General features: G+C 37.7%; 17 protein-coding genes, 1 tRNA gene and 1 pseudogene. 9 read left to right on the top strand and 10 right to left on the bottom strand.

Annotated elements, in window-relative coordinates; all coding sequences use genetic code 11:
• Nucleotides 1-205: 205 nt before the first annotated feature.
• From ABXH34_RS05350 to ABXH34_RS05340, 3 genes are read right to left on the bottom strand one after another with little or no spacing between them, the layout of a single operon-like run.
• The gene (locus ABXH34_RS05350) at nt 206-1,183 is read right to left on the bottom strand and encodes an AAA family ATPase (protein ID WP_353570836.1); all 978 of its coding nucleotides are present in this window, start codon (nt 1,181-1,183) and stop codon (nt 206-208) included.
• Nucleotides 1,180-2,361 (bottom strand): DUF4350 domain-containing protein, encoded by a 1,182-nt coding sequence (locus tag ABXH34_RS05345; RefSeq protein WP_353570835.1) that lies wholly within the window; start codon nt 2,359-2,361, stop codon nt 1,180-1,182. Before ABXH34_RS05345 ends, ABXH34_RS05350 begins: the two co-directional genes overlap by 4 nt.
• A complete protein-coding gene (locus ABXH34_RS05340; RefSeq protein ID WP_353570834.1) occupies nt 2,361-2,606 on the bottom strand; it encodes a BrnA antitoxin family protein in 246 nt (81 codons plus the stop codon). The genes ABXH34_RS05345 and ABXH34_RS05340 overlap by 1 nt, the downstream gene beginning before the upstream one ends.
• A gap of 858 nt (nt 2,607-3,464) precedes the next feature.
• On the opposite strand from ABXH34_RS05340, the gene ABXH34_RS05335 reads away from it, so the two are divergent.
• Nucleotides 3,465-3,995, top strand: coding sequence for a hypothetical protein (locus ABXH34_RS05335; protein ID WP_353570833.1), 531 nt, complete (start codon nt 3,465-3,467; stop codon nt 3,993-3,995).
• Between the two features lie 114 nt (nt 3,996-4,109).
• Here ABXH34_RS05335 and ABXH34_RS05330 read toward each other — a convergent pair whose 3' ends face one another.
• From ABXH34_RS05330 to ABXH34_RS05315, 4 genes are all read right to left on the bottom strand, one after another.
• Nucleotides 4,110-4,406 (bottom strand): RnfH family protein, encoded by a 297-nt coding sequence (locus ABXH34_RS05330; protein ID WP_353570832.1) that lies wholly within the window; start codon nt 4,404-4,406, stop codon nt 4,110-4,112.
• Between the two features lie 2 nt (nt 4,407-4,408).
• Complete coding sequence (locus tag ABXH34_RS05325) at nt 4,409-4,843, bottom strand: type II toxin-antitoxin system RatA family toxin (RefSeq protein ID WP_353570831.1); 435 nt, start codon at nt 4,841-4,843, stop codon at nt 4,409-4,411.
• Nucleotides 4,840-6,258 (bottom strand): sodium-dependent transporter, encoded by a 1,419-nt coding sequence (locus ABXH34_RS05320; RefSeq protein ID WP_353570830.1) that lies wholly within the window; start codon nt 6,256-6,258, stop codon nt 4,840-4,842. The genes ABXH34_RS05325 and ABXH34_RS05320 overlap by 4 nt, the downstream gene beginning before the upstream one ends.
• Nucleotides 6,259-6,539: 281 nt before the next feature.
• On the bottom strand, nt 6,540-6,800 hold the full coding sequence (locus tag ABXH34_RS05315) for a PIN domain-containing protein (protein ID WP_353570829.1): 261 nt from the start codon (nt 6,798-6,800) through the stop codon (nt 6,540-6,542).
• On the opposite strand from ABXH34_RS05315, the pseudogene ABXH34_RS05310 reads away from it, so the two are divergent.
• Nucleotides 6,745-6,918 (top strand): annotated as a pseudogene (locus ABXH34_RS05310) (recombinase family protein); the annotation flags it as partial. The gene ABXH34_RS05315 and the pseudogene ABXH34_RS05310 overlap by 56 nt on opposite strands.
• 13 nt (nt 6,919-6,931) lie before the next feature.
• Nucleotides 6,932-7,684 carry an RNA-guided endonuclease InsQ/TnpB family protein gene (locus tag ABXH34_RS05305; RefSeq protein WP_353570828.1) on the top strand — a complete coding sequence of 251 codons (753 nt, stop codon included), beginning with the start codon at nt 6,932-6,934 and terminating at the stop codon, nt 7,682-7,684.
• Nucleotides 7,685-7,792: 108 nt separating this feature from the next.
• Here the strand turns inward: ABXH34_RS05305 and ABXH34_RS05300 are convergent, their stop codons facing one another.
• The gene (locus ABXH34_RS05300; protein ID WP_353570827.1) at nt 7,793-8,089 is read right to left on the bottom strand and encodes a nucleotidyltransferase family protein; all 297 of its coding nucleotides are present in this window, start codon (nt 8,087-8,089) and stop codon (nt 7,793-7,795) included.
• Between the two features lie 412 nt (nt 8,090-8,501).
• Here ABXH34_RS05300 and ABXH34_RS05295 point away from each other — a divergent pair, with 412 nt between their 5' ends.
• Complete coding sequence (locus ABXH34_RS05295) at nt 8,502-10,712, top strand: TonB-dependent receptor plug domain-containing protein (protein ID WP_353570826.1); 2,211 nt, start codon at nt 8,502-8,504, stop codon at nt 10,710-10,712.
• Nucleotides 10,713-11,090: 378 nt separating this feature from the next.
• Here the strand turns inward: ABXH34_RS05295 and ABXH34_RS05290 are convergent, their stop codons facing one another.
• Nucleotides 11,091-13,313, bottom strand: coding sequence for a transglycosylase domain-containing protein (locus ABXH34_RS05290; RefSeq protein ID WP_353570825.1), 2,223 nt, complete (start codon nt 13,311-13,313; stop codon nt 11,091-11,093).
• A 63-nt stretch (nt 13,314-13,376) separates the two neighbouring features.
• Nucleotides 13,377-15,611 (bottom strand): ATP-binding protein, encoded by a 2,235-nt coding sequence (locus ABXH34_RS05285; protein WP_353570824.1) that lies wholly within the window; start codon nt 15,609-15,611, stop codon nt 13,377-13,379.
• 294 nt (nt 15,612-15,905) lie between these two features.
• Between ABXH34_RS05285 and ABXH34_RS05280 the strand changes: the two genes are divergently transcribed.
• From ABXH34_RS05280 to ABXH34_RS05260, 5 genes are all read left to right on the top strand, one after another.
• Entirely contained in the window at nt 15,906-16,244 is a 339-nt protein-coding gene (locus ABXH34_RS05280) for a CZB domain-containing protein (protein ID WP_353570823.1), read from the top strand.
• A 6-nt stretch (nt 16,245-16,250) separates the two neighbouring features.
• Nucleotides 16,251-17,267, top strand: coding sequence for a DNA polymerase III subunit delta (gene holA, locus ABXH34_RS05275; RefSeq protein ID WP_353570822.1), 1,017 nt, complete (start codon nt 16,251-16,253; stop codon nt 17,265-17,267).
• 188 nt (nt 17,268-17,455) lie between these two features.
• Nucleotides 17,456-21,040, top strand: coding sequence for a mechanosensitive ion channel domain-containing protein (locus ABXH34_RS05270; protein ID WP_353570821.1), 3,585 nt, complete (start codon nt 17,456-17,458; stop codon nt 21,038-21,040).
• 207 nt (nt 21,041-21,247) lie between these two features.
• Complete coding sequence (locus tag ABXH34_RS05265; protein WP_353570820.1) at nt 21,248-23,221, top strand: transglutaminase TgpA family protein; 1,974 nt, start codon at nt 21,248-21,250, stop codon at nt 23,219-23,221.
• 98 nt (nt 23,222-23,319) lie between these two features.
• A tRNA-Ala gene (locus ABXH34_RS05260) sits at nt 23,320-23,392 on the top strand.
• The last annotated feature ends 20 nt before the right edge of the window (nt 23,393-23,412 follow it).

The raw sequence follows: 23,412 nt of genomic DNA, 5'->3' as shown, positions 1-23,412 counted from the left end.
AGAACGCTATTCATTGTGTTTTCTGTAGATTGTTTTGCTATAGTCAATTCCATCTTGAGTGTGAGGACTGGTAGTCCTGTTATTGTTTAAATATCAATCATTTTTAAAATCGAGGACTGCCAGTCCTGTATCACTTTAAAGTAAAACGACTATATATTATTAGCATAGATTTGTACAACGCACCATAACTAAATAAGGTGATTTTTTATAATCTGGGTGCTTCTACTTTTTCTAAAATAGCCATTAACACTTTATCGGTATCATAACCTTCAATTTCTAACTCTGGCGCTAAACGAATTCGATGGCGTAAAGTGGCTAATGCAATATCTTTCACATCATCTGGTGTCACAAAGTCCCGTTCAGATAAAACGGCGGCAGCGCGTGCGGCTCGAATTAAAGAAATCCCACCACGAGGTCCAGCTCCCATACTTATGCCTGACCAATTACGGGTTGCTTGTACAATTTGAACCGCATATTCATACACTTTGTCATCAATATTTAAATTCGCCGCCACTTTCTGTAAAGCGAGAATATTTTCTGGTTTTATCACTGTAGAAACATTGCTCACATCCAAACTTTCACCCACTTTTGCTGATGTAACTTGACGTACTAAGCTGATTTCTTCTGATTCAGTTGGATAATCCACTTTAATCTTCAGTAAAAATCGATCTAATTGAGCTTCAGGTAATGGGTAAGTCCCTTCTTGCTCAACAGGATTTTGCGTAGCCAATGTCATAAAAGGTTTCGTAACAGAAATAGCTTTGCCTTCAATTGTAACTTGTTGTTCTTGCATCACTTCAAGCAAAGCCGCTTGAGTTTTGGCAGGTGCACGGTTGATTTCATCAGCCAATAATAAGTTGGTAAAAATAGGGCCTTTTCTAATCCTGAATTCCTCAGTTTTCATGTCGTACATCGCGTGACCCGTGACATCACTTGGCATTAAATCAGGGGTGAATTGAATCCGTGTTGATTGTCCTGCAAATGTTTTCGCCAACGCTTGTACAAGCAATGTTTTACCTAAACCGGGTACACCCTCAATCAATACATGACCTGCTGCAAGCAACGCAATCAACACTTGGTCAATGGCATCATGTTGGCCGACAATAGCGCGTTTAACTTCAGTACGGATGCGCTGAACGACCTCAATAGCACGAGCAATAGAGTCATTCGTAGGGGTGCTCATAAGACTTTCCTTATCATGTTGAAAACTTGAATCGCACGGGTAAAATCAATTTCCGTGAGCTGGATTTGTATGGCTTGCTCAGAGGTTTGTGCGAGTTGCAGGGCTTGCCTGATTTCTTGGACTTGAATATGGGTGATGTCTGATAAATGCTGACATAGCTTATCTTGCGGCAAATGAAGCCATTGAGGATGTACAATTGCAAGTCGTTTCCAAGTCTGTTGTTGCACTTGATGCAGTAAATAATGCGCTTGTTTTTGCTGCCATAGAAAATGTCCACTGGCCTCAATATGTTCTAGCAACCGTCGGCGTGATTTTGCAGGAATGGGTAAGATTGAGCCAAATCGGCGGCTAATATGCCATAACCAAATAATAAGCAGAATACTTCCACTGATAACCAGCCATTTAGCATGTTCCCATAATAGATTCGATAAACTGGGAAATTGAGCTTCCGCTGTGAGAATAAACCAAACTTTATGTGGTAGCCGATTTTCAAAATTGACTAAATGCCATAAAAATTGAGCATGGTCATATTTAGCAATGGTTTTATTTTTGATGAAATCGGTGTCAGAAAGCACGGTAACACGACCATTGCCATGTATAAAACTTAATAAATGAGTGCCATTACTGGATTGAATTTTACTATTGGTAAATTGTTCTGTTTCAAAATAATAATGCGGATCAAATTTAACCTCTAATTTATAGCCTTGCCAGTTAAATTGATGCGGCTCTGAATCCTCAATTTCATCTGAATCATGTTCATATTGTTTGATTTTTAAATGATGTAAAAAATAATCATCGATTTCGTCATCATCATCATCTTGAGAATGCAAAGTATAACTATCTAAAATCAGATGGCCACCTTGTGAAACCCAGTGCAACATACGCTCAACATGGAATTCTGCTAAGGCAAAAGAGCTTTGCTTTAATACCACAGTATCTTGGAGATTTAAGGTTTCAATATTGAGTTTATTAACTGAACGCGAGCTTTCACTGGGAATACCCATTTTTTCAACAAATTTTTGGGCAGCGTAGAGAGCGTTATATTTTGCTTTGCCTTGATAGCCAATATCAATATCTTCGGTAACGTATTCAAAATTACGCAAAAACCATACGATGGATAAAACAAATAGCAGAAAAATCAAACCATAAATAATGGTCAAAAAAGATGGCTTAGCCATTAACCCAGCCCTTTCTCTGCTAATTGGCGTTTAATTTGTTCGATACGGGCAATTTTCACTTGCTGGCGTTGTTTACTTTCCATATAAGCACGTAATGAGTTGTTAATACGGCTATGATAGTCTTCACCATCATCTTGTTTCATGAACCAGCGCACAACTTCAGCATCCAGCTTTAAGGTCACTGTTACTTTTTTAGAGGATGCTTCTTCCTGAGAAGGCATTTCGCTGTCCATCAAGTCGCCCATTTAGTTTGATTACCAGTCGTCGGGTTTACTGGTCTATAGTTTCTATATTACTCGTAATTTATTTCACTGCAAGGGATTGAAGTTAAAATTTTTGCTTGAAACACAGTTTATTAATTATTTTATTCCTTAATAGTGACAGAAACGGATTTAAATCTATCTGAGTCAAAATAAAAATCAAACAAAATCAATACCAACAATATGTTCCAGTTTAATTTTGCAAAGGTAGACAATGAGGATACAGCTTATTTTAAAATAATCGGTATTTTTATCTAAATGTGAAATGATGAATAAAGCTTCCTATTTTGGACTTCAGCCAATGGATATTGCTTTATTTGATTTGAGTTACAACATTTCTGTTTTAGTCCACGCTCAAAAAAACGATATTGTTCTTTTGTATAAAAATGAAGCTGATAAACTAAGTATAGAATACCACCTTTTTAAATATATAATTTATAACGTTATTATTGTTGCAGTATGATTTGTATCAGCATAAATTCATGCTTAAAATGTGTTTTTTATTCCATTTCACACCAAGATTCTATTTTAGGTATAATGCAGAAACAATAACTTAAATATTGATAGAAAAAGGTATTTGTGTGCGTCAATATCAAGTGGCTTATACCGTTTTTATTAAGCTCCTAATATTTGATAAAATTTAAGTAAAGAATATCTCAAGCTTATAGCAAAATATGAATATTGAGCCGCTCTATTTTGGGTTTGCTGTAAAAAAAATAATAAAACTGAGCCGTTATCGTTTTGATAAATTCATACACTATAATGGTGTAGAAATATTAAAAATAGACAATCCACTGAGTGAGAAATATCAGTGACTAGTTTGTTAACCACCTTTTGAGAGGAATGACACCAGTGACACCGTATGACACGGAATTACTCGCCGCTATTGGGGTTTTTCTCAGCATTTATGCAATATATTTTCTAATTCGCATTTTTGCTGATTTAATGTTAGTTGCTATTGCACTATTTTCTGCTATTGCTGCTTTTAATATTAAAAGCTATTACGCTGAATTTCGAGAGATATTCTCAAATCTAAAATTTTTGGATAAGCTGGGTATTGAGCTGGCTGAGCAGGCTACGACAGGAAGCATTGCTATTGTTGCTGCTTTTATTGTCATTTCGGCTGTTATTCTCTCTTTACCCTTTTTGCCGTTTTCACAGACATACCGCCTGATGCTCGGGATTGAAAAATTAACCTCACGTGAAGAAGAAAAAATTCGCCTATGGGTTAATGATGAGGCTGAAGAACTATTAGAAGCAGAAGAAACCAAAGTAAAACAATGGGTCAGCGAAGAATTGGAACGTTGGGAAGAAGACGATGGCGACGATAATGAAAACCCTGATGAAAATCCTAAAGATAAACCAACGGCGTGATTAATACTTAAGTAATTATGACTTTTTGGTTTATAGAGTATTAATGCTGCCAGCCCAGCAAGGATTGGCAGTCATAAAGTATTAAAGTCTAGCTTGATAATTTTAGCCAACGGGCTAGTCTGTTCCTTTCCGCATTGCTTTACCTTCCGCCGCTCGTTTTTTACGCACTGCTTTTGGGTCTGCAATCAGTGGCCGATAGATTTCAATCCTATCACCATCTCTAAGCACTGTATCTAATTTACACGCCTTACTGAAAATCCCTATTTTTTGTTTCAATAAATTGATTTCAGTAAAACGTTGATGAATTTTAGATTGTTGAATAGCTTGCTCAGCCGTTGCGCCTTCTTCCATTTCGACTGGAATGATGACTTGTTCTTCAGGTCTGGCATACGCGACTTCGATATGAATCATATTTAAGCTCTATATAAATCGTTGGCTCGTTGAACAAAAGCATCGACTAAAGAATTAACAATGCGGGTGAAAATAGGTTCTAAACTTAAACGTAAAATCGTATTTGAAATTTCAAATTCCATCCGCAATGCGACTTTGCAACCGACATCACCCAATTGCTGAAACTCCCACTTACCATATAAATGACTGAAAGGGCCTTCACGTAAGTGCATTTCAATAAGTTCATTTGGTTGTAGTATGTTCGAGGTGGTAAAGGATTTTTCCATACCTGCAACACCCATTGCAATGCTGGCAATCACCTCAGTATCATGCTGAGATAAAATTTTTGTCGCTTTGCACCAAGGCAAGAATTTTGGATAAGTTTCAATATCACTCACCAATCGATACATGTCTTCTGCTGAATGTGCGACTAAGGCGGTCTTATAAATCTCGGTCACGCGACAACCCCAATCATTTTAAGTACACCAATTGCATTTAAGAATACAATACCAACCCCAATCGGTGTAACGTAACGTAGTAAAAATAACCATAGTTTAAATCTAATGCTATTTTGTGAAGTATGCAATTCTTCAGAAGTTGTGGCTGTATTAATAAACCAAGCAACAAATATAGCCATAAATAAGCCACCCAATGGCATCATAATATTAAAAGTGACATATTCCAGCAAATCAAACCAAGTTTTTTCAATACCTATAGAAGCCAATGGATGGACATCAGCCCAAATATTAAATGAGAAAATAGTTAAGAAACCCATTAGCCATGCACCAATACCACAAAGTAAGCTGGCTGATAAGCGGTTAAATTTATCTGTTTCTACTAACCAAGCGACTGCAGGTTCAATAATAGAAATCGCCGAACTCCAAGCCGCTAAGCTCAATAATACAAAAAATAATGTGCCGAAAATAGAGCCATAAGGCATTTGCCCAAACGCAATGGGGAGAGTTTGAAAGGCGAGTCCTGCACCACCAGCCACTTCAAGTCCGTTAGAAAATACCAATGGAAAAATCACTAATCCTGCTAATAATGCAACGGAAGTATCTGCAATCACAATCATGGTGGTGGTAAACGCAATCGAGGCATTTTTAGGTAAATACGCACCGTAAATCATAATTGCGCCCATTCCTAAGCTTAAGGTAAAAAAGGCTTGCCCCAGTGCATCTAAAATGGCTTTTCCCGTTAAGGCGCGACTAAAGTCTGGTTTAAATAAAAATAAAAAGCCTTCCATAAACTTATCGGTACTTAAAGCATAACCCACTAATATCAATAATAAAGCAAATAAGGCTGGCATCATAAACGTGGTGGCTTTCTCCAAACCGCCTTGCACACCGCCTGAAATAATCACCATCGTACCAATCATAAATAAGGTATGCCAAAAAATCAGTTGCTGATAATCACCAATCAATCCATTAAATTGACCGCCTGCAAATTCTGCAATCGCTGCGGTTGAGCTTAAATCGGATACAGCCGAGAATGTACCCATTGCCAACCGTGGAATATATGCCAGTGACCAACCCGCAATCACGCTGTAATAAGATAAAATCAGAAACCCTGCAATCACACCAGACCAGCCAATCAATTGCCACGCTTGACTACGGTTATTTTCTCGAGCAAGAATACTCATCGTATTAATTGGACTATGACGACCTTTACGCCCCAGCATTACTTCGGCCATCATTACGGGCAAACCAATCAAGAAAATACAGGCTAAATAAACCAGTACAAACGCCCCTCCACCGTTTTCACCTGTAATGTAAGGAAACCGCCAGATATTACCCAAACCGACAGCCGAACCCGTCGCCGCAAGGATAAAAGCCAATCTTGATGACCATTGACCATGGATAGATGTGTGCATCTTGCATCCTCATTTATGTTGTTATTTTGTCATATTTTGAGTGAATTTGCGCATTGATACAAGTGTTTTAGATCAGAATTGGCTTGATAAGCTTTTGATGATTATAGGTAAGGCCTGAGAATTTTTGATTTTAGAATCAGGTTAAACCGATGATTGGAAAGATCGGATTTTTGTTTTTATCTTGTCTATCTTTGAATCTGTTACATCCTGTTCAAATATCCTCATCACCCCACGCCACATTATTATCCCATTCTCGGGCTTGTTTGAATTTAGCGTTTATTTCAAAGCTGTTTCAATTTATATAACAGTTTAGGAGATAAGTACATGCCATGTTTTTGGATTAAGTTGTCTAAATATTGTAGGAATATTTGTGCTGATATGTGTTGTAATTGATGGGATAATTTTAAAATGCCGATTGTGCCAATGATTTGTAAATCTAAACTTTGGGCTTTTTGTCGAGCGGCTAGATCGTCTAAACAAATGTAATTTGGAGCAGAATTAATATTTAGTTTATGTGAAAAACAGAATATAGAAATTATCATTATTCACCAAGGTGAACAACCCAGTTTTGAGGAAGAGTTAGCTCAAGATGTATTGGAAATCATCACCGTATTTTCTGCTCGCTTATATGGTAGTCGTAGCGATAAAAATAAGAAGTAAATGGAAGCTTTGAATGATGTTGTTAGCGCATAAAGTTGAACTCAGACCGACAAAGGAACAAGCTGTCTATTTGGATAAAGCTTGCGGTTCACGTCGTCATTGTTACAATCAATTACTCGCTTATTTCAAAGATAACAAATGGTCTAAATCTGCCGCTTACCAGTATTATATCAAAACAATCCGCCCGCAATTCGAATGGTATACAGAAGTCTCTAGCCGTGTGACTCGTAATGCGATTGATAATTTAGATAATGCCTACAAGCACTTTTTTAGACGTGTTAAAGCTAAGCAAAAAGCAGGTTTTCCGCAATTTAAAAAGAAAGATGTCAATGATTCTTTTGCATTACGAGCAAAAGCCAAGCTCCGAGTGGCAAAACTACATTTTCGTATTAGCAATCAAAGACAAGCCGTATTGCATGAATTAAGTGATTATTTGACTGGTCACTTTGACCGCATTGTGATTGAAGACTTAAATGTTAAAGGCATGGTGAAGAATCATAAGTTAGCACGTAGCATCATTGATGCAGGATTTGGCTATTTACGAACACAGATACAATACAAAGCTAAACTACGCAATTGTAAACTGGTTATTGCTGATCGGTTCTTTCCAAGCTCTAAAACATGCTCAAACTGTGGTCAAGTTAAAACAGAGTTATGTTTAAGTGACAGAACTTACCATTGTGATTGTGGTCTTAATATTGACCGTGACCTCAATGCAGCTTTGAACTTAAACGCCTATGGTGTGGACACGTTACAGCCCACCTAAACGCACATAACAGGCTTGTCAGGCAATGTTTCATTGCTGAGTTGATGACGATGTGAATAAATTGAACTAACAGATTAGTACAGATTTCTAGTAACAGTAATAAGCTTCTCAGAAATCAATTCGCACTAACTCCCCATGCTGCTGTAAATATTGTCCAAATCCATCTTGACTATCTAAATCAATCAAATCAAAAGAATAATCCAATGCCAATAACAACTTGCCTGTTAGCTGGAAAAAATACTCCGAAGGATAACCACGAATAGCAATATCAATATCTGAACCGTGCCGAACCTCTCCATGCGTCAAAGAACCAAATAAAAACACCTGCTCACAACCCTCTGCTTTTAATAGCTGTACTGCTTTTTGTATATTCTGCTGATAATTTACCATCAAATCATGAGACATGACAATCACTCCAAACATTACTTAAAAATGATAATATCCCAATAGGCAAGTGATGAAAAGCAATGATAAAATTTATTTGCGGGATTTTGAACAGGATGCAGCGGATTAATGGATGAACAGGATTTTTATCTCGTTCCCACAAGTTTTGTGGGAATGCCTTCACGACGCGCCACGTCGAGTAGCAGATTCGTGACGCGGCGTACCTTGACTGCATTCCTACGCGGCGCATAGGAACGAGGTAATCAACCAATTACTGTAAATTATTCATTTAACGGTCGTATTTACACATCACAAAACCTGACTTTGTTCTATTGGCATGGGTGATCTGAGTCGTTACAAATTAATAATATAAACATTGCCTAGAAATTGCTTCTTTCGCATCTAGTGAATGCATTTATAAGGATAACAAAATATGAATCCTCGACCGTATACTTTTATAACAGCCTGTGTTTTAGGGTGGATACTCCTTAATTCATATGTCCATGCCATGGGCGTGCAAAAAGTTGAAGCCGAGATCACGCAGTTATTGCAGTTATCTTTGATGGAATTATTAGATGTTTCTGTCACAACCGCTTCAAAAATGGAAGAAAGTGTTAAAGATACGCCTGTTGCAACCTTAGTCATTACCCAGCAACAAATTCAAGATAGAGGATATCGTAACTTACTTGATTTGATGCAAGATTTACCGGGGATTGATGTACACAAATACAGCAGTCAAGTCAGGTATCATACGGTTGTGATGAATGGGCATGTTGGTAATGATAAGTTCTTAATTTTGCAAGATGGCGTACGTATCGACTCCCCAACAGGTGAAACCATACCAATTGCAGATAATTTCCCTTTAAGTCATGCTAAGCAAATTGAAATTGTTTACGGGCCTGCTGCGGCCTTATATGGTGTGGATGCCTTTGGCGGCGTGATTAACATCATTACTGAACCCTATCCTGAACAGCAATCTTTATCTATTTCAGCAGGTTCAAATTCATATCGACGTTATGGCTTTAACTTTGGTGGCAGGTTGACTGATGAATTATCTTTTAATTTGAGCGGTCAATTACAAGAAAGCGATTATGCGGATGTGTTTAATGATTATCCTGATGTCTACCAAATGGGTGATCTTGTCACCTTAGGCAAAAAAACCTATCAAACTGCCGCTGAACGTTCTCCTTTTTATGCGCGTGATGAAAGCAAACATTTCTTTGCACGAGCAGATTATAACGAACAACTTACTATTGGATTCAATCATCATTTTCTACTTAATCCAAGTTCTGCGGGTAGCAATGCGAATGCAACAGCCTTTGGGCCTGATGAAAAATGGAGTACTGAAATCAATAGTGTTTTTATACGTTTTAAGCAAGATTGGACAACACAATTTCAAACTGAAACTTTATTAAATTATGCAGATTATGAGATTGATCCGACTTCGCGTTTTAAAAATATTTATGTCGATTATTTAAGCAGTTATATTTATTCTAAAGGTGAAAAAACCAGTGTTGAGCAACAATTTAGTTATCAATTAAATGAAAAGCACCAGTTTATTGCAGGGCTGAGTTTTGAAAAGTTTTATAGTATTCCTAAAACCACTGATTTACCGTTGCCTTATGATACAGCCAAAGCCCCAACAGAACAAAATCTTTATCATTGGGGCAGTGACAACACCTTACCCATTGATATTTATGAATTACGTTATCATAGCTCAGCTTATTATATGCAATGGCAAGCCGCTTGGCGTGACAATTTATCCACCAGTGTGGGCATCCGTTATGACCAAAGTTCGCGTTATTCCAGCACCTTTAATCCGCGTTTAGGCATTGTATATCAGCTTACTGATAAAACTATTTTAAAATTATTTTACGGCGAGGCATTTCGCGCTCCCTCACCTAAAGACACACATGAAGTGTATGGCATTTTCTCAGGTGTAAAAAATGATGACGATGAGTATTTAAGCTTCTTCTTTCATAGCTTATCTGAGGACTTAGAACCCGAGAAAGCCCGTAGCCTACAGCTTAATGTCATTCATAGTTTGAAAGATAATTTACAACTGTCAATCAATACTTATTACACAACGATTGATGATCGTATATTAAGTGTTGGTGTGGATGAACCAAATCAATTTATTGAAGGCGGATATATTTTAGCTGCAACCCGTCATGAAAATTTCGGCAGTACAAAGCAATATGGTGCTAACTTAAGTTTATTGTATCAAGCAGATTTATCTGAACAATGGGATGCTGATTTTTGGGCGCATTACAGCTATATTGAAGGTTATGACCAACAGCAAGGCAGTGAGGTAGAAGAGCAATTACGCTATATTTCACCGCATAAATTAAAATTAGGCGCGACTTTTCGCTATAAAAACCGTTATGTGATTACACCAAAACTTTATATGATTGGCAGTATGAATAATGGCTATAGCAGTGCTGCAGACAATACAACGCCAGGTTATGTTCTATTAGATTTGCATTTAGGCACGACAATTAATGACCAGTGGTCAGTCAGCGCCGATATTTATAATCTTTTAAACCGTCGCTATTATAATGCGGGCAGTAACTCACGCGCGAATCCAGCCAATGTCCCACAACTATTACGCAGCTTTATTGTGTCATTACGTTACCAATTTTAAATTTGCTATTTATGGTTATAATTTGGATAATTTTTGATTTTAGCATTTTCAGAAACTGTCCAAAATATTGCTTTATTAACTTAAGGTGCAGATATTTATAAATATCTAATTATATCAATCTGTTGCTGTATTTCTAGCGCGAGAAAAGCAGGCATGGCAGTGGCGGGCTGTATTCAGTACTCCCAAATAGAATTTGGGAGTACTGAATGGAAGCTCAGCTTCCCGTATTTACATACAGTAGTTTTACCTAAAAAATTCCAAGCGACTACACGAAGCAGAGCTTCTTAACATTACTCCCAAATAGAATTTGGGAATTAGATAATCCGTTTCATATTGCCCTCATCATTCAACGGATTACAAACTTAATAAATCAGCCCATTATTTCACATAAAATGTTATCGGAGCAGTTTCTAATGCAGCCGCTTGATGTCGCTGAACTTGAGCTTGTACCACATGTTTACCCCGAACAGGAGACCATAAATAATGTCGAATATTGGCTGCGGTCGTGGCAATAATCTCACCATCAAGCAACCAATCAATATGTGATGCATGCTCGATAGGATTATTGGATAATTCAAATTTAAATTGCTCGAATTCATCAGCAATACGCGGGTCTAAGGCAATTTGTAAACCTTTGGTTGGCTGCTGCAAAAAAATATGATGAGGGGGCAATTGTTTTTTTCTCGCTAATAATTGTGCCATGTGAGCTTGATTGGGTTCAGTGCCCTGAATAAATAATTCCATCCGACTACTACAACGATCATTATCTAATTTTTTCAAACCCGTATCACGGCAAATTTCAATAGGTACTACATTGTCACTGCGGAATAAAGGTTGCGTCTGCTCATGTCGATTCAATTCTGCAAATACTGCTCGCAAGACTAAAGCCGCGCCACTAGCCCCTGATACCTGATTCATCGGTTGTTGACTTAAATTACCTAACCATACCCCAACCGTATAACGATGATTAAATCCTAGTGTCCACGCATCATGATAATCAGTTGAAGTTCCTGTTTTAACTGCTGTTTCAACGGGCAAACGTAGCAAGGTACTACGCCCAAATTCTAAACGCCGCGCATCTGCATCAGCTAAAATGTTGGCAATAATACTAGTCGCATCAGATGAAAGCAGTTGTTCGCCGATTTGATTGCCTGAAAATAACTGAGATTTTAAAGGTCTAAATTGTCCTTGATTGGCCAATACGGTATAAGCCTGCACCAATTCCAACAAACTCACACCGCCATTCCCTAACGCCAGCCCCTCACCATAAAAAACCGCCGTTGCATCTAAGCTATACATCCCTAGCCGACGTAACGATTTTAAAAAATGATCCGCGCCGATAAATTGAACCGCACGAATTGCAGGAATATTCAATGAATTACCCAAGGCATCACGCAAACGCAATAATCCATAATGATGACGACTGTAGTTATGATAAGTGTGTAAACCCGTTCCTACAGGTGTTGCTAATGGCGAATCATCAATCAGTGTCGCCGCTGTCCAGCCTTTTTCTAAAGCTAAAGCATAAAGCAATGGCTTCAACGTTGAACCCGGTTGACGGGGCAAAGTAATCGCATCGTAGTGAGAAAATTGTACGTCATTATTGGCATTAACCCACGCTAAAATCTCTTGGGTTTGATGATTTACAACCAATACTGCGCCATTACCAACTTCACGGGCTTTTAAATCAGCGAGACGCTGTTGCAAAATTGCTGCTATTTTTTTCTGTAAACTGGCATCTAAAGTTGTACGGACTTTGGCGTAACGTGGCTTTTCTGATTGTGAATTTAGATTGTTTTGCTGCACATAATTAACAAAATGAGTGGCTTTGATGGGAAGTGAAAAATCTTGAATATGCAATGGCTGATTTAATACCGCTTGATAATCCTCTGCTGTAATTAAATTCATCGCCCATAAACGAACAGCTAAATCTTTAATTGGCCGTTCAATTTCATCAGTGCCTTTTTTCAAATCTAAACGGCTCGGCGAACGCACCAATACCGATAAAGCCATCATTTCTTTTAAATTTAAGGTTTGCAAATCTCGATTGAAATAATAACGGGCTGCTTGCACCACTCCGCGCTTTTGACCTGCATACGGAACTTGGTTTAAGTAAAATTCTAATATTTCAGCTTTGGAAAATTTTTGCTCATACAAATTAGCTTCAAAACCTTCTCGCCAGCGTGACCAGAATGTACGTGGCCGAGGATAAATAATCCGTACCACTTGTTCAGTAATCGTACTCGCTCCACGCACCACTTCTAGCGATTTGATGTTTTGCCACATCGCATGGCTACGGGCGACCCAATCCATACCATTATGCTGATAAAACCGCTTATCTTCTGACAGAATAAAGACTTGTTGCAAAATCTCAGGAATCTCATGTAATGGCACGTAGTCATGTACGTTCCACCGATTTTGATACGTGATATTAAGCGGGGTTGCATTGCGGTCTAAGACTTGAATTTTTTTCGCCGCATAATCTGCTAATGATAGAGAATCAGCAGGTTGGCGCATATTTTGTGCAGTTTGTTGCCAGCCCCATAACATGAAGCCAAGTACAAATAATCCTGCAATAATATTGAGAATAGGACGTACCATGATTTTCAATCGTGCGATTTAACGGGTCATGATTTTAGCACAGTCTATCGATAGCTAAGAAAACTAGTTTATACAGCAATCCTCAGTCATAAAGGGCTTAACCATATCTCGGATTGCATCAATGTCGAAGTTATCAGCTAATTCTGTGATTTGTGTATACAACTCTTTGTTCGTTGGATTATCTTGTTTTAATCTCTGCATATAATCCACAATCGCATCAATATCACCAACAGCGGCCAATTCATGAATAGTATTCGCTTGTTCTATACTAATAAATTGAGGGCTGATTTCATTGCTCGACTGAGCCAGCTCAGATTGTAAATTCACTGTATCCAACCATGCTAATTCTAAATATTGTGAAATTGCTTGAATCAGCTCTTGCTCTCGAATCGGTTTAGGTAAAAACAGATTACAACCTGCTTCAATACTGGCTAATTGATGTTGCTCAAACACACTAGCGGACGTTGCAATAATTGGAGTATGTTTAATCTCATCGCGTTTACGGATTTCGCGTGCCATATCAAAGCCATCCATCACAGGCATCATTAAATCGGTAATCACCAAATCTGGATGCAATTCATCTACTTGGTCTAAGCCTTCATAACCATTGCTGGCTTGTAGAATCTGAAAATGCAGTGGCTCTAATAATTTAACCAACATAGAACGATTCTCGGATTTATCATCTACGATTAAAACCGAATATTGGGTATTTTCACCAGCACACAGCTCGATTGATTTGTTTGGTTTAATCTCAGCACTCGTTTCAGGCAGTTCTAAATAAAACCAAAAACAGCTACCTTGATTAATTTCACTGCGTGCCTGTAATGCACCACCCATAATATCAACCAAGGTCTTTGTAATTGCTAAGCCTAAACCCGTGCCTTCATATTGATACTCTTGTTCTCCAATACGCTGAAATGGCTCGAAAATCTCGTTTAATGCCAAGGCCTTAATACCAATCCCAGTATCTTCAATTCTAAACTCAATCTTGTCTCCATCATTGGTGACAAAAAACCGCACTTCCCCTGTATTAGTAAATTTCAGCGCATTACCAATCAGATTAATTAAAACTTGGCGCAAACGTTTTTCATCAGTTTGCACCACATTGGGTAAAGTTTCAGCAAATTCATACTTGAACTGCAATCCCTTTTGATCTGCACGTACTTTAAATAAATCTGCCATATTGGTTAAAAAGCTGTTTAAATCAAAATCATTGGGATGAAAATCAACTCTGCCTGCTTGGATTTTGGATAAATCTAAAATATCGCAAATCAAGGTCAATAAATATTCACCACTTTGTCGGATGATTTTAAGCCCCTCATTTTGTTCAGCAGATAAAGATTTATTGCGCCCCATAATCTGTGTATAGCCCAAAATGGCATTCAATGGTGTGCGCAGCTCATGACTCATATTGGCTAAAAAAGTATCTTTGGCTTTATTCGCTGCCATGGCTTGATCGCGGGCTTCAACCAATTCCTGAGTGCGTTCGGTTAAGGCTTTGGTTCGCTCTTTTACCATTTCAGCCAGATGGTCACGGTATAAATTAAGCTGAATGCTACGCTGTTCCACTTGCTCCAGCATCGTATTAAATTCTTTGGTTAACATACCTAACTCATCATTTCCAACCGCTTCAGCCCTGACTGAATACACTTTATATTTAGATACTTCACGGGTTGCATTGAGTAAATTGTGAATTGGCTGGGTAATCAATTTTTCAAAATATGAGGCCAAAATGAGAGAGGTTAAAAACGAGGCAAACATAACAAATAAGACAATAGCGATTGCTTGGTACAGGTAATGACGCATTTGCTCTAAATCTGTTTGTATATAAATAGTGCCGATATATTCATCTTCTAATATTATTCCTTTGAAAACATGTAATTGATAGCCTTTGAAAAAATAACCATCTTGTATTCGTGTGTGCCCACTCAACGCGTGGTAATAATCTGTTAGTGATACTGATCTTGTTACAACGGTCAAATCCTTACCTATCTTTGTATAACTGGCAAATTTATCACCCTGATAATCAAAAATATAAGCTTCAATAATTTGTTGATTTGCCTGCAACGCGGTTAAATTTTTATTTGCTTTGGCTTTTTCATTAAATAGTAGGCTAGAAATATTTTGATTTGCCATGATTTCTGCTAATACAAATGAGTCTGCTATCTTGACTTTACGTAGATTTAGAGTATCTGTAACAATAAAGATACTGGTAGCCACCAATGCGATTAAGGTCGTGGTCAATACAATGATGGCGCGTAACTTATTCTTAATTGATATATTTTTTAAATAAAGCATAGCCACCCTTACCTAGTCGCCTGTTAATAAAATATAATGACTTAAAATTATTGTCATTTACTAAAAATCTGTCAATGACTACTCAGATTCAAACTCTATGCCGATATAATTAAAGAAACATGTATTAATTCTGAATAAAGAGTATATAAAACCAATTTAAATAATTTAAGTTACATAAAAAATATCATCCACTTGCAAACTTTAAGACTAAAACATGATAAGCTTTATTTAGTACAGTATAAAAATAATGAGATGGTATCAGGAGACCGTATAATGACAAGCAAAACCTTTTTTATGAAACGCCTAAATGATCATATTCATTACTTAAAAGAGTTGGATTCAGCTCTGAAAGGTGAAAACAATTTTACAGGTACTGATGCGCATAGTTGTGAATTAGGAAAATGGATGTATGGTGATGGCAAACAGGAAATTGGGCAACTACATAACCCCAAAGCTCGTGAAGTTTTTGAGTCCATGTTTGATATTCATGACCAGTTCCACAAGCTCGGAAATGAAGCTTTAACTAAAAAAGGTAGTGGAGACAATTTAGGCGCACAAATGGCAATGACCCGAATGTATGGCATTTCTGCTGAATTGACCAGCAAACTATTAGAACTGGATCGTGTTTCTTAACCTATTATGAAGTTAAAAGCAGCCCAACTTAATCCGCATTTACAACAACATGGCCTATCTTCCATATTTCTCTTAACAGGGGATGAGCCATTACAAATGATGGAATGTGGTGATGCCATTCGCCAATTTGCTCGCCAAAAGGGTTTTTCTGAGCGGGTCATTCTCACCGTAGAGAAAAACTTTAATTGGAATAGCCTGATTGATGAGGCCAACAATCTATCACTATTTGCGCAACAACGTTTGATTGAGCTGCGATTAGGTAATAAATCTTTAGGCAATGATGGGGCAAAAGCATTGCTGGCCTATCTGCAACAACCACCAGCAGATACAGTATTGCTTATTACAGCGGATAAAATTGACTCAAGCAAACAAAAAAGCAAGTGGTTTACTGCATTAGATAAAGCGGGTGTCATTATCCAAGTATGGCCTATTGACGCGAAAAGCCTACCAGATTGGGTAGGTCAGCGTTTGCGTCAACACGGTTTGAAGGCCAATCAAGAAATTGCCCATTTTATTGCAGAACGTTCGGAAGGCCATTTGCTTGCGTGTTCTCAAGAGATTGAAAAGCTTAAATTATTGTACGGCGAAGGCAAAATTGAATTGTCTCAAGTTATGGAAACTGTTGCTGATAATGCTCGGTTTGAAATCTTTGATTGGGTTGATACTATTCTATCAGGTAATATCAAACGCAGTGTGCGTCAACTCAATGGTTTACGGGCTGAAGGATTTGAACCCGTTTTAATTACTTGGGCGTTGGATAGAGAAATTAGAAATTTAGCCCAGATTGCTTATGCTCTACAAAATGGACAAACACCAGACCAAGTCTTCCGTAAATACCGTATTTGGAATAATCGCCAAAACTTGGTTAAAACCGCAATTAAACGTCATTCTTTACACAAATGGCATTATTTTCTTAAACAAACTGCCCAAATTGACCGCATTATTAAAGGCATGGCAATGGGAAATGTTTGGGATGAATTACTCAAATTAGCAGTGCAAGTCGCGGGTATTAAACAAGTTTAATATTCAGTCCTATTTTCACACATAAGTTATCTTGGTGAAAGCAACCCCCACCCAATTAATGCCATTTAAAATCAACAATATATGTGCAAAATCATAATCCATCACCTTTAAGCTAAACTCAACAGAATCGTGTTGAGCCAAATCCAAATATGCTATGATAAACTCAATAAAATTTCGAGGGGCTAGTCATGAAATACTTTATTAGCGTCATTCTACTCAGCTTGGTATGGCTTAATATTGCTGTAGCAGAACCTGATACTTCAGAACAACAAGACGCAGATATTTTTAAACCCGCACTGGAAGTTACCCCTGATTGGGACAAAATCCAGCAGAAACTCATCAAAGATAATCAATCATCACTCAAAAAACGCCGCAAAAGCTCACCTAAGCTACAAAAAAAAATTAAAACTCAATTAGCTGCGATCACAGATAAAACCGAGTTCAGCGATGATGAAGTACAGCAAGCGGTTGAACAACGCCAAGAAATCAACCATCACTTAAATGACTTTTTACTTCAACGCCAACAAGTTAAAAAAGATATAGAGCTAAGAAATGAGTATATTAAAACTTTAGAAGCTCGTTTAACCGAATTGCAAGCATTATCTGCTGAGCAACTGACTGAAGAATTGAAGCCTTTATTGGAATTGATTCCAACGGTTATCAGCAATCAAAAACAAGCTAATTTATTGAATCAAAAGTTATTAGACTTGTTAACACCGCAAATTAATTTGTATCTGGGAGAAACTTTATTGGCTGTAGATTGGTTTACCAAAACATACGAAATAAACCAAATGCAGTTGATTAAAGAGCGTGAACAATTGGTTGCAGAAGCGGAATCATCGTTAACTATAGAACGTGAGCATGTAAAAAAAGCCAAAGAGGAGATGCCAGAAAAAATCAAGCAATTGAAATCATCGGATGCTACCGCTGAAACTTTGTCTAAAATGCTAGAAGATGCCAGCTTAGATAGAGACAGTACCGAAGTTGATTTCAATAATTTCAAGTTGGAACTTGAAAGTAATCAGGCACATTTAGAACGTGAACAACAATATACAGAAAATGAAATTGCTAAATTAGAAGTGCTACGCAAAACACCACCTGCTGAGCCTGAATTGCAAGAATTTCAAGATAAACATGTGATTGTAAAAGAAAATAAAGTACAGTATTTACAAAAAATTATAGCGTTACAAATCAAAAATATGGAAGTGATTAAGGGCAAGATTGAAATTAGAGAAAAATACTTGGTCACGGCTGTGGAATGGCATAATAAATTAGAATCTTTATATCATGAACGGCAAAAGCAAGAACTTGAACAAAAAATGCAGGCTGAACAACAGCAACATATTAATCATGCAACAGATTTACGCTGGGAATTAAGTAAGTTATCTGCAACCGATGAAAATCTATCTCAACACCATTTATTAGAAATTAAAATCCAACAAGCCAATGAATTAGCGCAACATGTAGTTAATCAATTAAAATTACGTCATATCAAAGAGCAACTTGAGCAATGGCAATTATTGGTAGATGCGCCTCCTCCCACTGAATTTTCTCCTAATTGGTTAGAAAACTTACAAAGTCGGATGGAAGAATTAAGAGACCTACTAGTGGATATGCATAAACTAGGCGACTTGTGGCATAACAAAATTGAGGTTTTAAATAAACAGAAAGTTATTTTACAAAAACGTACCGAAAATGCAGCCACAGTAAATAAACAGGTTAGTCAAGAAGCCAAAGCCATTTTAGATGAATTAGAACAAACAATAAAAAAATCTGAAGCTAAATTACCAGAGTTACAGGAACACGGTGATAAATTACTAGAATCATTTGAATCTGCTTACAAAGAAAATATGACTAAGGCATTGTTGCGTTTGCGTAAGTTACCGAACAATCAAGCTGAATGGCTGACTATTTATGAAGAAACCATCGAAATTCCCAAACATTTCTTTAAACAAGTTAAAATTTCATGGGATGGTTTAGCACAAGCATTTTATAGCCAAACGAAACAACAGTGGATAAAAATAGCAGGGGTTATCACAGGCTGGTTGATTTTATTGTTGACTATTAGCGTGATTTATACACGCTCTAAACTCAAACCTGCGGATAGCTCTAGTTTTCTAGGATTTAGCTTTTTATTACTGTTTCAATTAATTCATTTCAATTTCATCACCTTTGCAGTGACAGGCGCATTATTATTAGGTGCATGGGTTGTTCAACCATCCTATTTGAGTGTTATTTTGCCGCTGGTATTTATTATTAGCTTGGTTGGAATGCAACTAGCCATTAGCTTTGTATGGTTAGTTCTGTCAAATTTGGACTTTAAACCAGAAAATCGGCGCAAGGTATTTCATCAGTTAAGCTGGATTATCTTTTTTATGAGTATTGTGGTGTTGATCTTATCACTGGTTCATACCGAATATGAAGGTTACGCAATGAATTTTTCTTTATCTATGCGTGACTTAATTGATAGTGTCTTCATGTTATTACTTGGTTTATTGCTTTTCCCATTATTACAAATCCGCCAGCTCATATTGTATTTCATGCAGCGTACAGAACGTACTTACTGGATGTGGGTGGTTAATTTAGTAGCAACCTTATTACAAGTATTTGTGCTTACCGTATCAATCATGGGCATTATTGGTTATATCAGTTTAGGTTGGACCGTCGCACAACAAGTCAGTTGGCTTATGTTAGTGCTGGTTGGCTGGTTGATTGTCCAAGGCTTAGCGGATGATTTTATTCAATTTATAAAAGCGGCTGGTTCACAACGCAGTCAAGCTCAGTTTGCTGAATTATGGTCTGAAGATATTATTCCATTGATTCAGAAAATCACCACATTTGTATTAATTGCTTCAGCTATCGCAGTGTTGTTTTGGATTACGGGCTGGTCTTCAGATGTTGCAGTGCGTGACAATATTTCTAAAATTTTGAATTATCCCCTCGTGAATCTAGGTGAAAATGATGCGGTTCGTGTCATCAATATTCTTATGGCTGTGTTTGTGGTATGGAGTGTATTTTGGCTAGGGAGTTGGTCACATCGCCTCAGTTATCGGTGGATTTTTGCAGGGATTACTGACTCAGGTATTCGGCATAGTTTATCGGTGTTTGTGCAATATGCGGTTATTTTGATTGGGTTTTTCGCAACTCTAAAAGTCATGGGTATTGATCCAACGGCATTGACGGTGTTTGCGGGTGCATTAGGTGTTGGTATCGGTTTTGGTATGCAGAATATTGTGAATAACTTCTTAAGTGGTATTTTATTGCTGGTAGAACGTCCACTGCGTACAGGTGATTATGTGACGTTGAGCGGTAGTCATGGCACGGTACGACGGATTGGAATTCGTTCTATGACCATGGGGACGGATGATGGCAAGGAAGTGATTGTGCCGAATGCTGATTTAATTTCGGGTTCATTTACCAACTGGACACGTGACAATCAAATTATTCAATCTCAACTTAATTTTGGTATTGGTTTTGATTCTAATCCGCATACAGCTGAGAAAATCGTGCGTGACATTTTGGATCATCAAGAAGGTGTGTTGCAAGACCCTGCTTATCAAATTTATTTGACTGAATTTTCCGAGTATAAGATGAATTTCAGAGTTGAATATTTTGTTGATTGGCAGCAAGCGAATTGTTTGGAAGTGCAGTCTCAATTGTATTTGAAAATTTGGGATAGATTCCGTGTTGCAGGCATTCGGATGCCATTCCCACAACGTGAAATTCACACCACAGATGAACCACGACATTTTTTACAGCCTAAACCTGTTTAACCGATTATTCAAAATGGGTGATTCTACATTTCAAATTATGCTATACCTGTAATTGTGTAGGATTGCCCACTCTATAGTCAATATAATGGGTTTCAACATTTTTGATAAAAATAGTGTAACGACCCCCTTATATTCATAATTCATAGCTTGATAAAGCCAGAACAATTACCTACATTATCCGAAGTATCGCTAGAATTATCAGAACTTATGAAACAACGCACTCTTTATCCCACCTTACCCGCTTTAAAATGGCTATTACTTTCATTAGTTTTAGTCACCTTACCGCATATTGCTCATCTTGCTTGGTGGATTGCCCCTGTATTTATTGCACTTATTACGTGGCGATATTATTTAACCAAAAACAAACAGGCTTTGCCCCCACCCATATTACGTTTTGCCATTGCACTACTGACATTTATTGGGGTGTATTTAAGTTACCAAACTCTCTTTGGACGAGATGCGGGCGTTTCACTGCTTATTGTGTTGATTGGCTTAAAGATGTTAGAAATGCACAATTTGCGTGATGCACTACTGGTTTGTTTTCTCAGTTATTTTCTAATTATTACTAACTTTCTATATTCCCAATCAATTCCAACTGCATTGTATATGGCCATGGTTATGGTGGTGATTACCGCAACATTGATTAGTCTTAACGATCAAAATCAAGTAATCAAGGTGAAACAAAAACTTAAATTAGCCAGCACGATTTTAATCCAAGCCATTCCTATTATGTTGGTGTTGTTTATTTTATTTCCACGTATTGCTGGGCCATTCTGGAGTTTACCCAAAGATGCACACAGTAGTCGAACAGGCTTTAGTGACAGCATGACCATGGGTAATATTAGCGAATTAAGTCAATCAGATGAAATCGCGTTTCGGGTTAAATTTGATGATGAAATGCCATCAAAATCTCAGCTTTATTGGCGAGGCCCTGTTTTATGGTGGACAGATGGACGAAAATGGACGGCTTTATACCGTCATGCGCAAATTTCAAATAAACAACAAGCACCGTTTGAACGTGAAGGCCTACCTTATCATTATACGGTGACGCTCGAGCCACATAATAAACAATGGTTATTTGCTCTGGATATTCCTGAACAAGCACCCGCATCCATCAGTAATATGACCAAAGATTACCAAATCTTGGCAAAATTCCCCGTACAGCAATTAATCCGTTACAAGGCAACTTCTTACTTAGATTATAAAGCAACGTCAATTAACTCTAAGCAATATCAGATTGCCTTGCGTTTGCCTACAGGTAAGCATGAGCAAGCACGGGCTTTAGCTCAAACATGGCGACAGCAATTCCGTGATGAAGAAGAGATTATCAAACAAGCTTTAAACTACTTTAATCAGCAGCCATTTTATTACACGCTAAATCCGCCACTGTTAATTGATGATACGGTGGACGAATTTTTATTTCAGACACAGCAGGGGTTTTGTGAACATTATGCAGCAGCATTTGTAGTATTAATGCGGGCTGCAGGCATTCCTGCGCGAGTTGTCACAGGTTATCAGGGTGGTGAAATGAATCCACTCGGTGATTATTTAATTGTACGTCAGCGTGATGCTCATGCGTGGGCGGAAGTATGGTTAAAAGATCAGGGTTGGGTACGAATTGATCCAACAGCTGCAGTTGCACCTGAACGGGTTGAGCTGGGTATTGATACTGCACTCCCTCAAGAATATAGTCCTTTGTTAGGTATTGAATTCGGGGCTAATTCAGGTTTGGTTCAAGCATGGCAACAAATGCAACAAGTGTGGGATGCAATGAATAATGGCTGGAATCAATGGGTGTTAGGTTATGGGCCTGAACGTCAACAGCAATTATTAAAAATGCTCGGTTTTGGTTCTATGCATTGGAAACAGATGGTTGTTGCTTTAGTTTCCAGTGTTGCGACTATTTTACTTATGATTGCCTTATGGATGTATTTTAGCCCTAAACATAAATATGATGAAGTTCAAAAATGGTATTTAAAATTTTGTCGTAAAGTTGCTGCTCGGTATGGCGTAAAACGCTTGCCTTATGAGGGTGCACAAGACTTTGCCAATCGCATTGAACACATTGAACTAAAAAATCAGAAAAAAATCAGAAAAATCACTTGCCTCTACTTAGAAATTCGGTATAATGCGCAACCTTCACAGCTTATTCAGTTTAAGCAAGCAGTGCGGCAGTTTTAAGAAGCACGTTTGAATTGAATAAAGATTTACAGATTGTTAAAAAGATTATTGACAATAAAATGTAAATCGCTATAATAGCTGTCTTCACGTTAAGTGAAGGGGCTATAGCTCAGTTGGGAGAGCGCTACAATGGCATTGTAGAGGTCGGCGGTTCGACCCCGCCTAGCTCCAGAAATCTGATTGAGTAATAG

Origin of the sequence: Candidatus Albibeggiatoa sp. nov. BB20, assembly GCA_016744725.1 — a bacterium.
GTDB lineage: Bacteria > Pseudomonadota > Gammaproteobacteria > Beggiatoales > Beggiatoaceae > Albibeggiatoa.
This window is presented reverse-complemented; position numbering and strand designations above follow the sequence as displayed.

Excerpts from the sequence above, each read along its gene's own strand:
- ABXH34_RS05270 (WP_353570821.1), top strand. The coding sequence starts at position 17,456 with ATGAAATACTTTATTAGCGTCATTCTACTCAGCTTGGTATGGCTTAAT.
- ABXH34_RS05340 (WP_353570834.1), bottom strand. The coding sequence starts at position 2,606 with ATGGGCGACTTGATGGACAGCGAAATGCCTTCTCAGGAAGAAGCATCC.
- ABXH34_RS05285 (WP_353570824.1), bottom strand. The coding sequence starts at position 15,611 with ATGCTTTATTTAAAAAATATATCAATTAAGAATAAGTTACGCGCCATC.
- holA (WP_353570822.1), top strand. The coding sequence starts at position 16,251 with ATGAAGTTAAAAGCAGCCCAACTTAATCCGCATTTACAACAACATGGC.
- ABXH34_RS05335 (WP_353570833.1), top strand. The coding sequence starts at position 3,465 with ATGACACCAGTGACACCGTATGACACGGAATTACTCGCCGCTATTGGG.
- ABXH34_RS05295 (WP_353570826.1), top strand. The coding sequence starts at position 8,502 with ATGAATCCTCGACCGTATACTTTTATAACAGCCTGTGTTTTAGGGTGG.
- ABXH34_RS05345 (WP_353570835.1), bottom strand. The coding sequence starts at position 2,361 with ATGGCTAAGCCATCTTTTTTGACCATTATTTATGGTTTGATTTTTCTG.
- ABXH34_RS05290 (WP_353570825.1), bottom strand. The coding sequence starts at position 13,313 with ATGGTACGTCCTATTCTCAATATTATTGCAGGATTATTTGTACTTGGC.
- ABXH34_RS05350 (WP_353570836.1), bottom strand. The coding sequence starts at position 1,183 with ATGAGCACCCCTACGAATGACTCTATTGCTCGTGCTATTGAGGTCGTT.
- ABXH34_RS05320 (WP_353570830.1), bottom strand. The coding sequence starts at position 6,258 with ATGCACACATCTATCCATGGTCAATGGTCATCAAGATTGGCTTTTATC.
- ABXH34_RS05300 (WP_353570827.1), bottom strand. The coding sequence starts at position 8,089 with ATGTCTCATGATTTGATGGTAAATTATCAGCAGAATATACAAAAAGCA.
- ABXH34_RS05265 (WP_353570820.1), top strand. The coding sequence starts at position 21,248 with ATGAAACAACGCACTCTTTATCCCACCTTACCCGCTTTAAAATGGCTA.
- ABXH34_RS05315 (WP_353570829.1), bottom strand. The coding sequence starts at position 6,800 with ATGATAATTTCTATATTCTGTTTTTCACATAAACTAAATATTAATTCT.
- ABXH34_RS05330 (WP_353570832.1), bottom strand. The coding sequence starts at position 4,406 with ATGATTCATATCGAAGTCGCGTATGCCAGACCTGAAGAACAAGTCATC.
- ABXH34_RS05305 (WP_353570828.1), top strand. The coding sequence starts at position 6,932 with ATGATGTTGTTAGCGCATAAAGTTGAACTCAGACCGACAAAGGAACAA.
- ABXH34_RS05280 (WP_353570823.1), top strand. The coding sequence starts at position 15,906 with ATGAAACGCCTAAATGATCATATTCATTACTTAAAAGAGTTGGATTCA.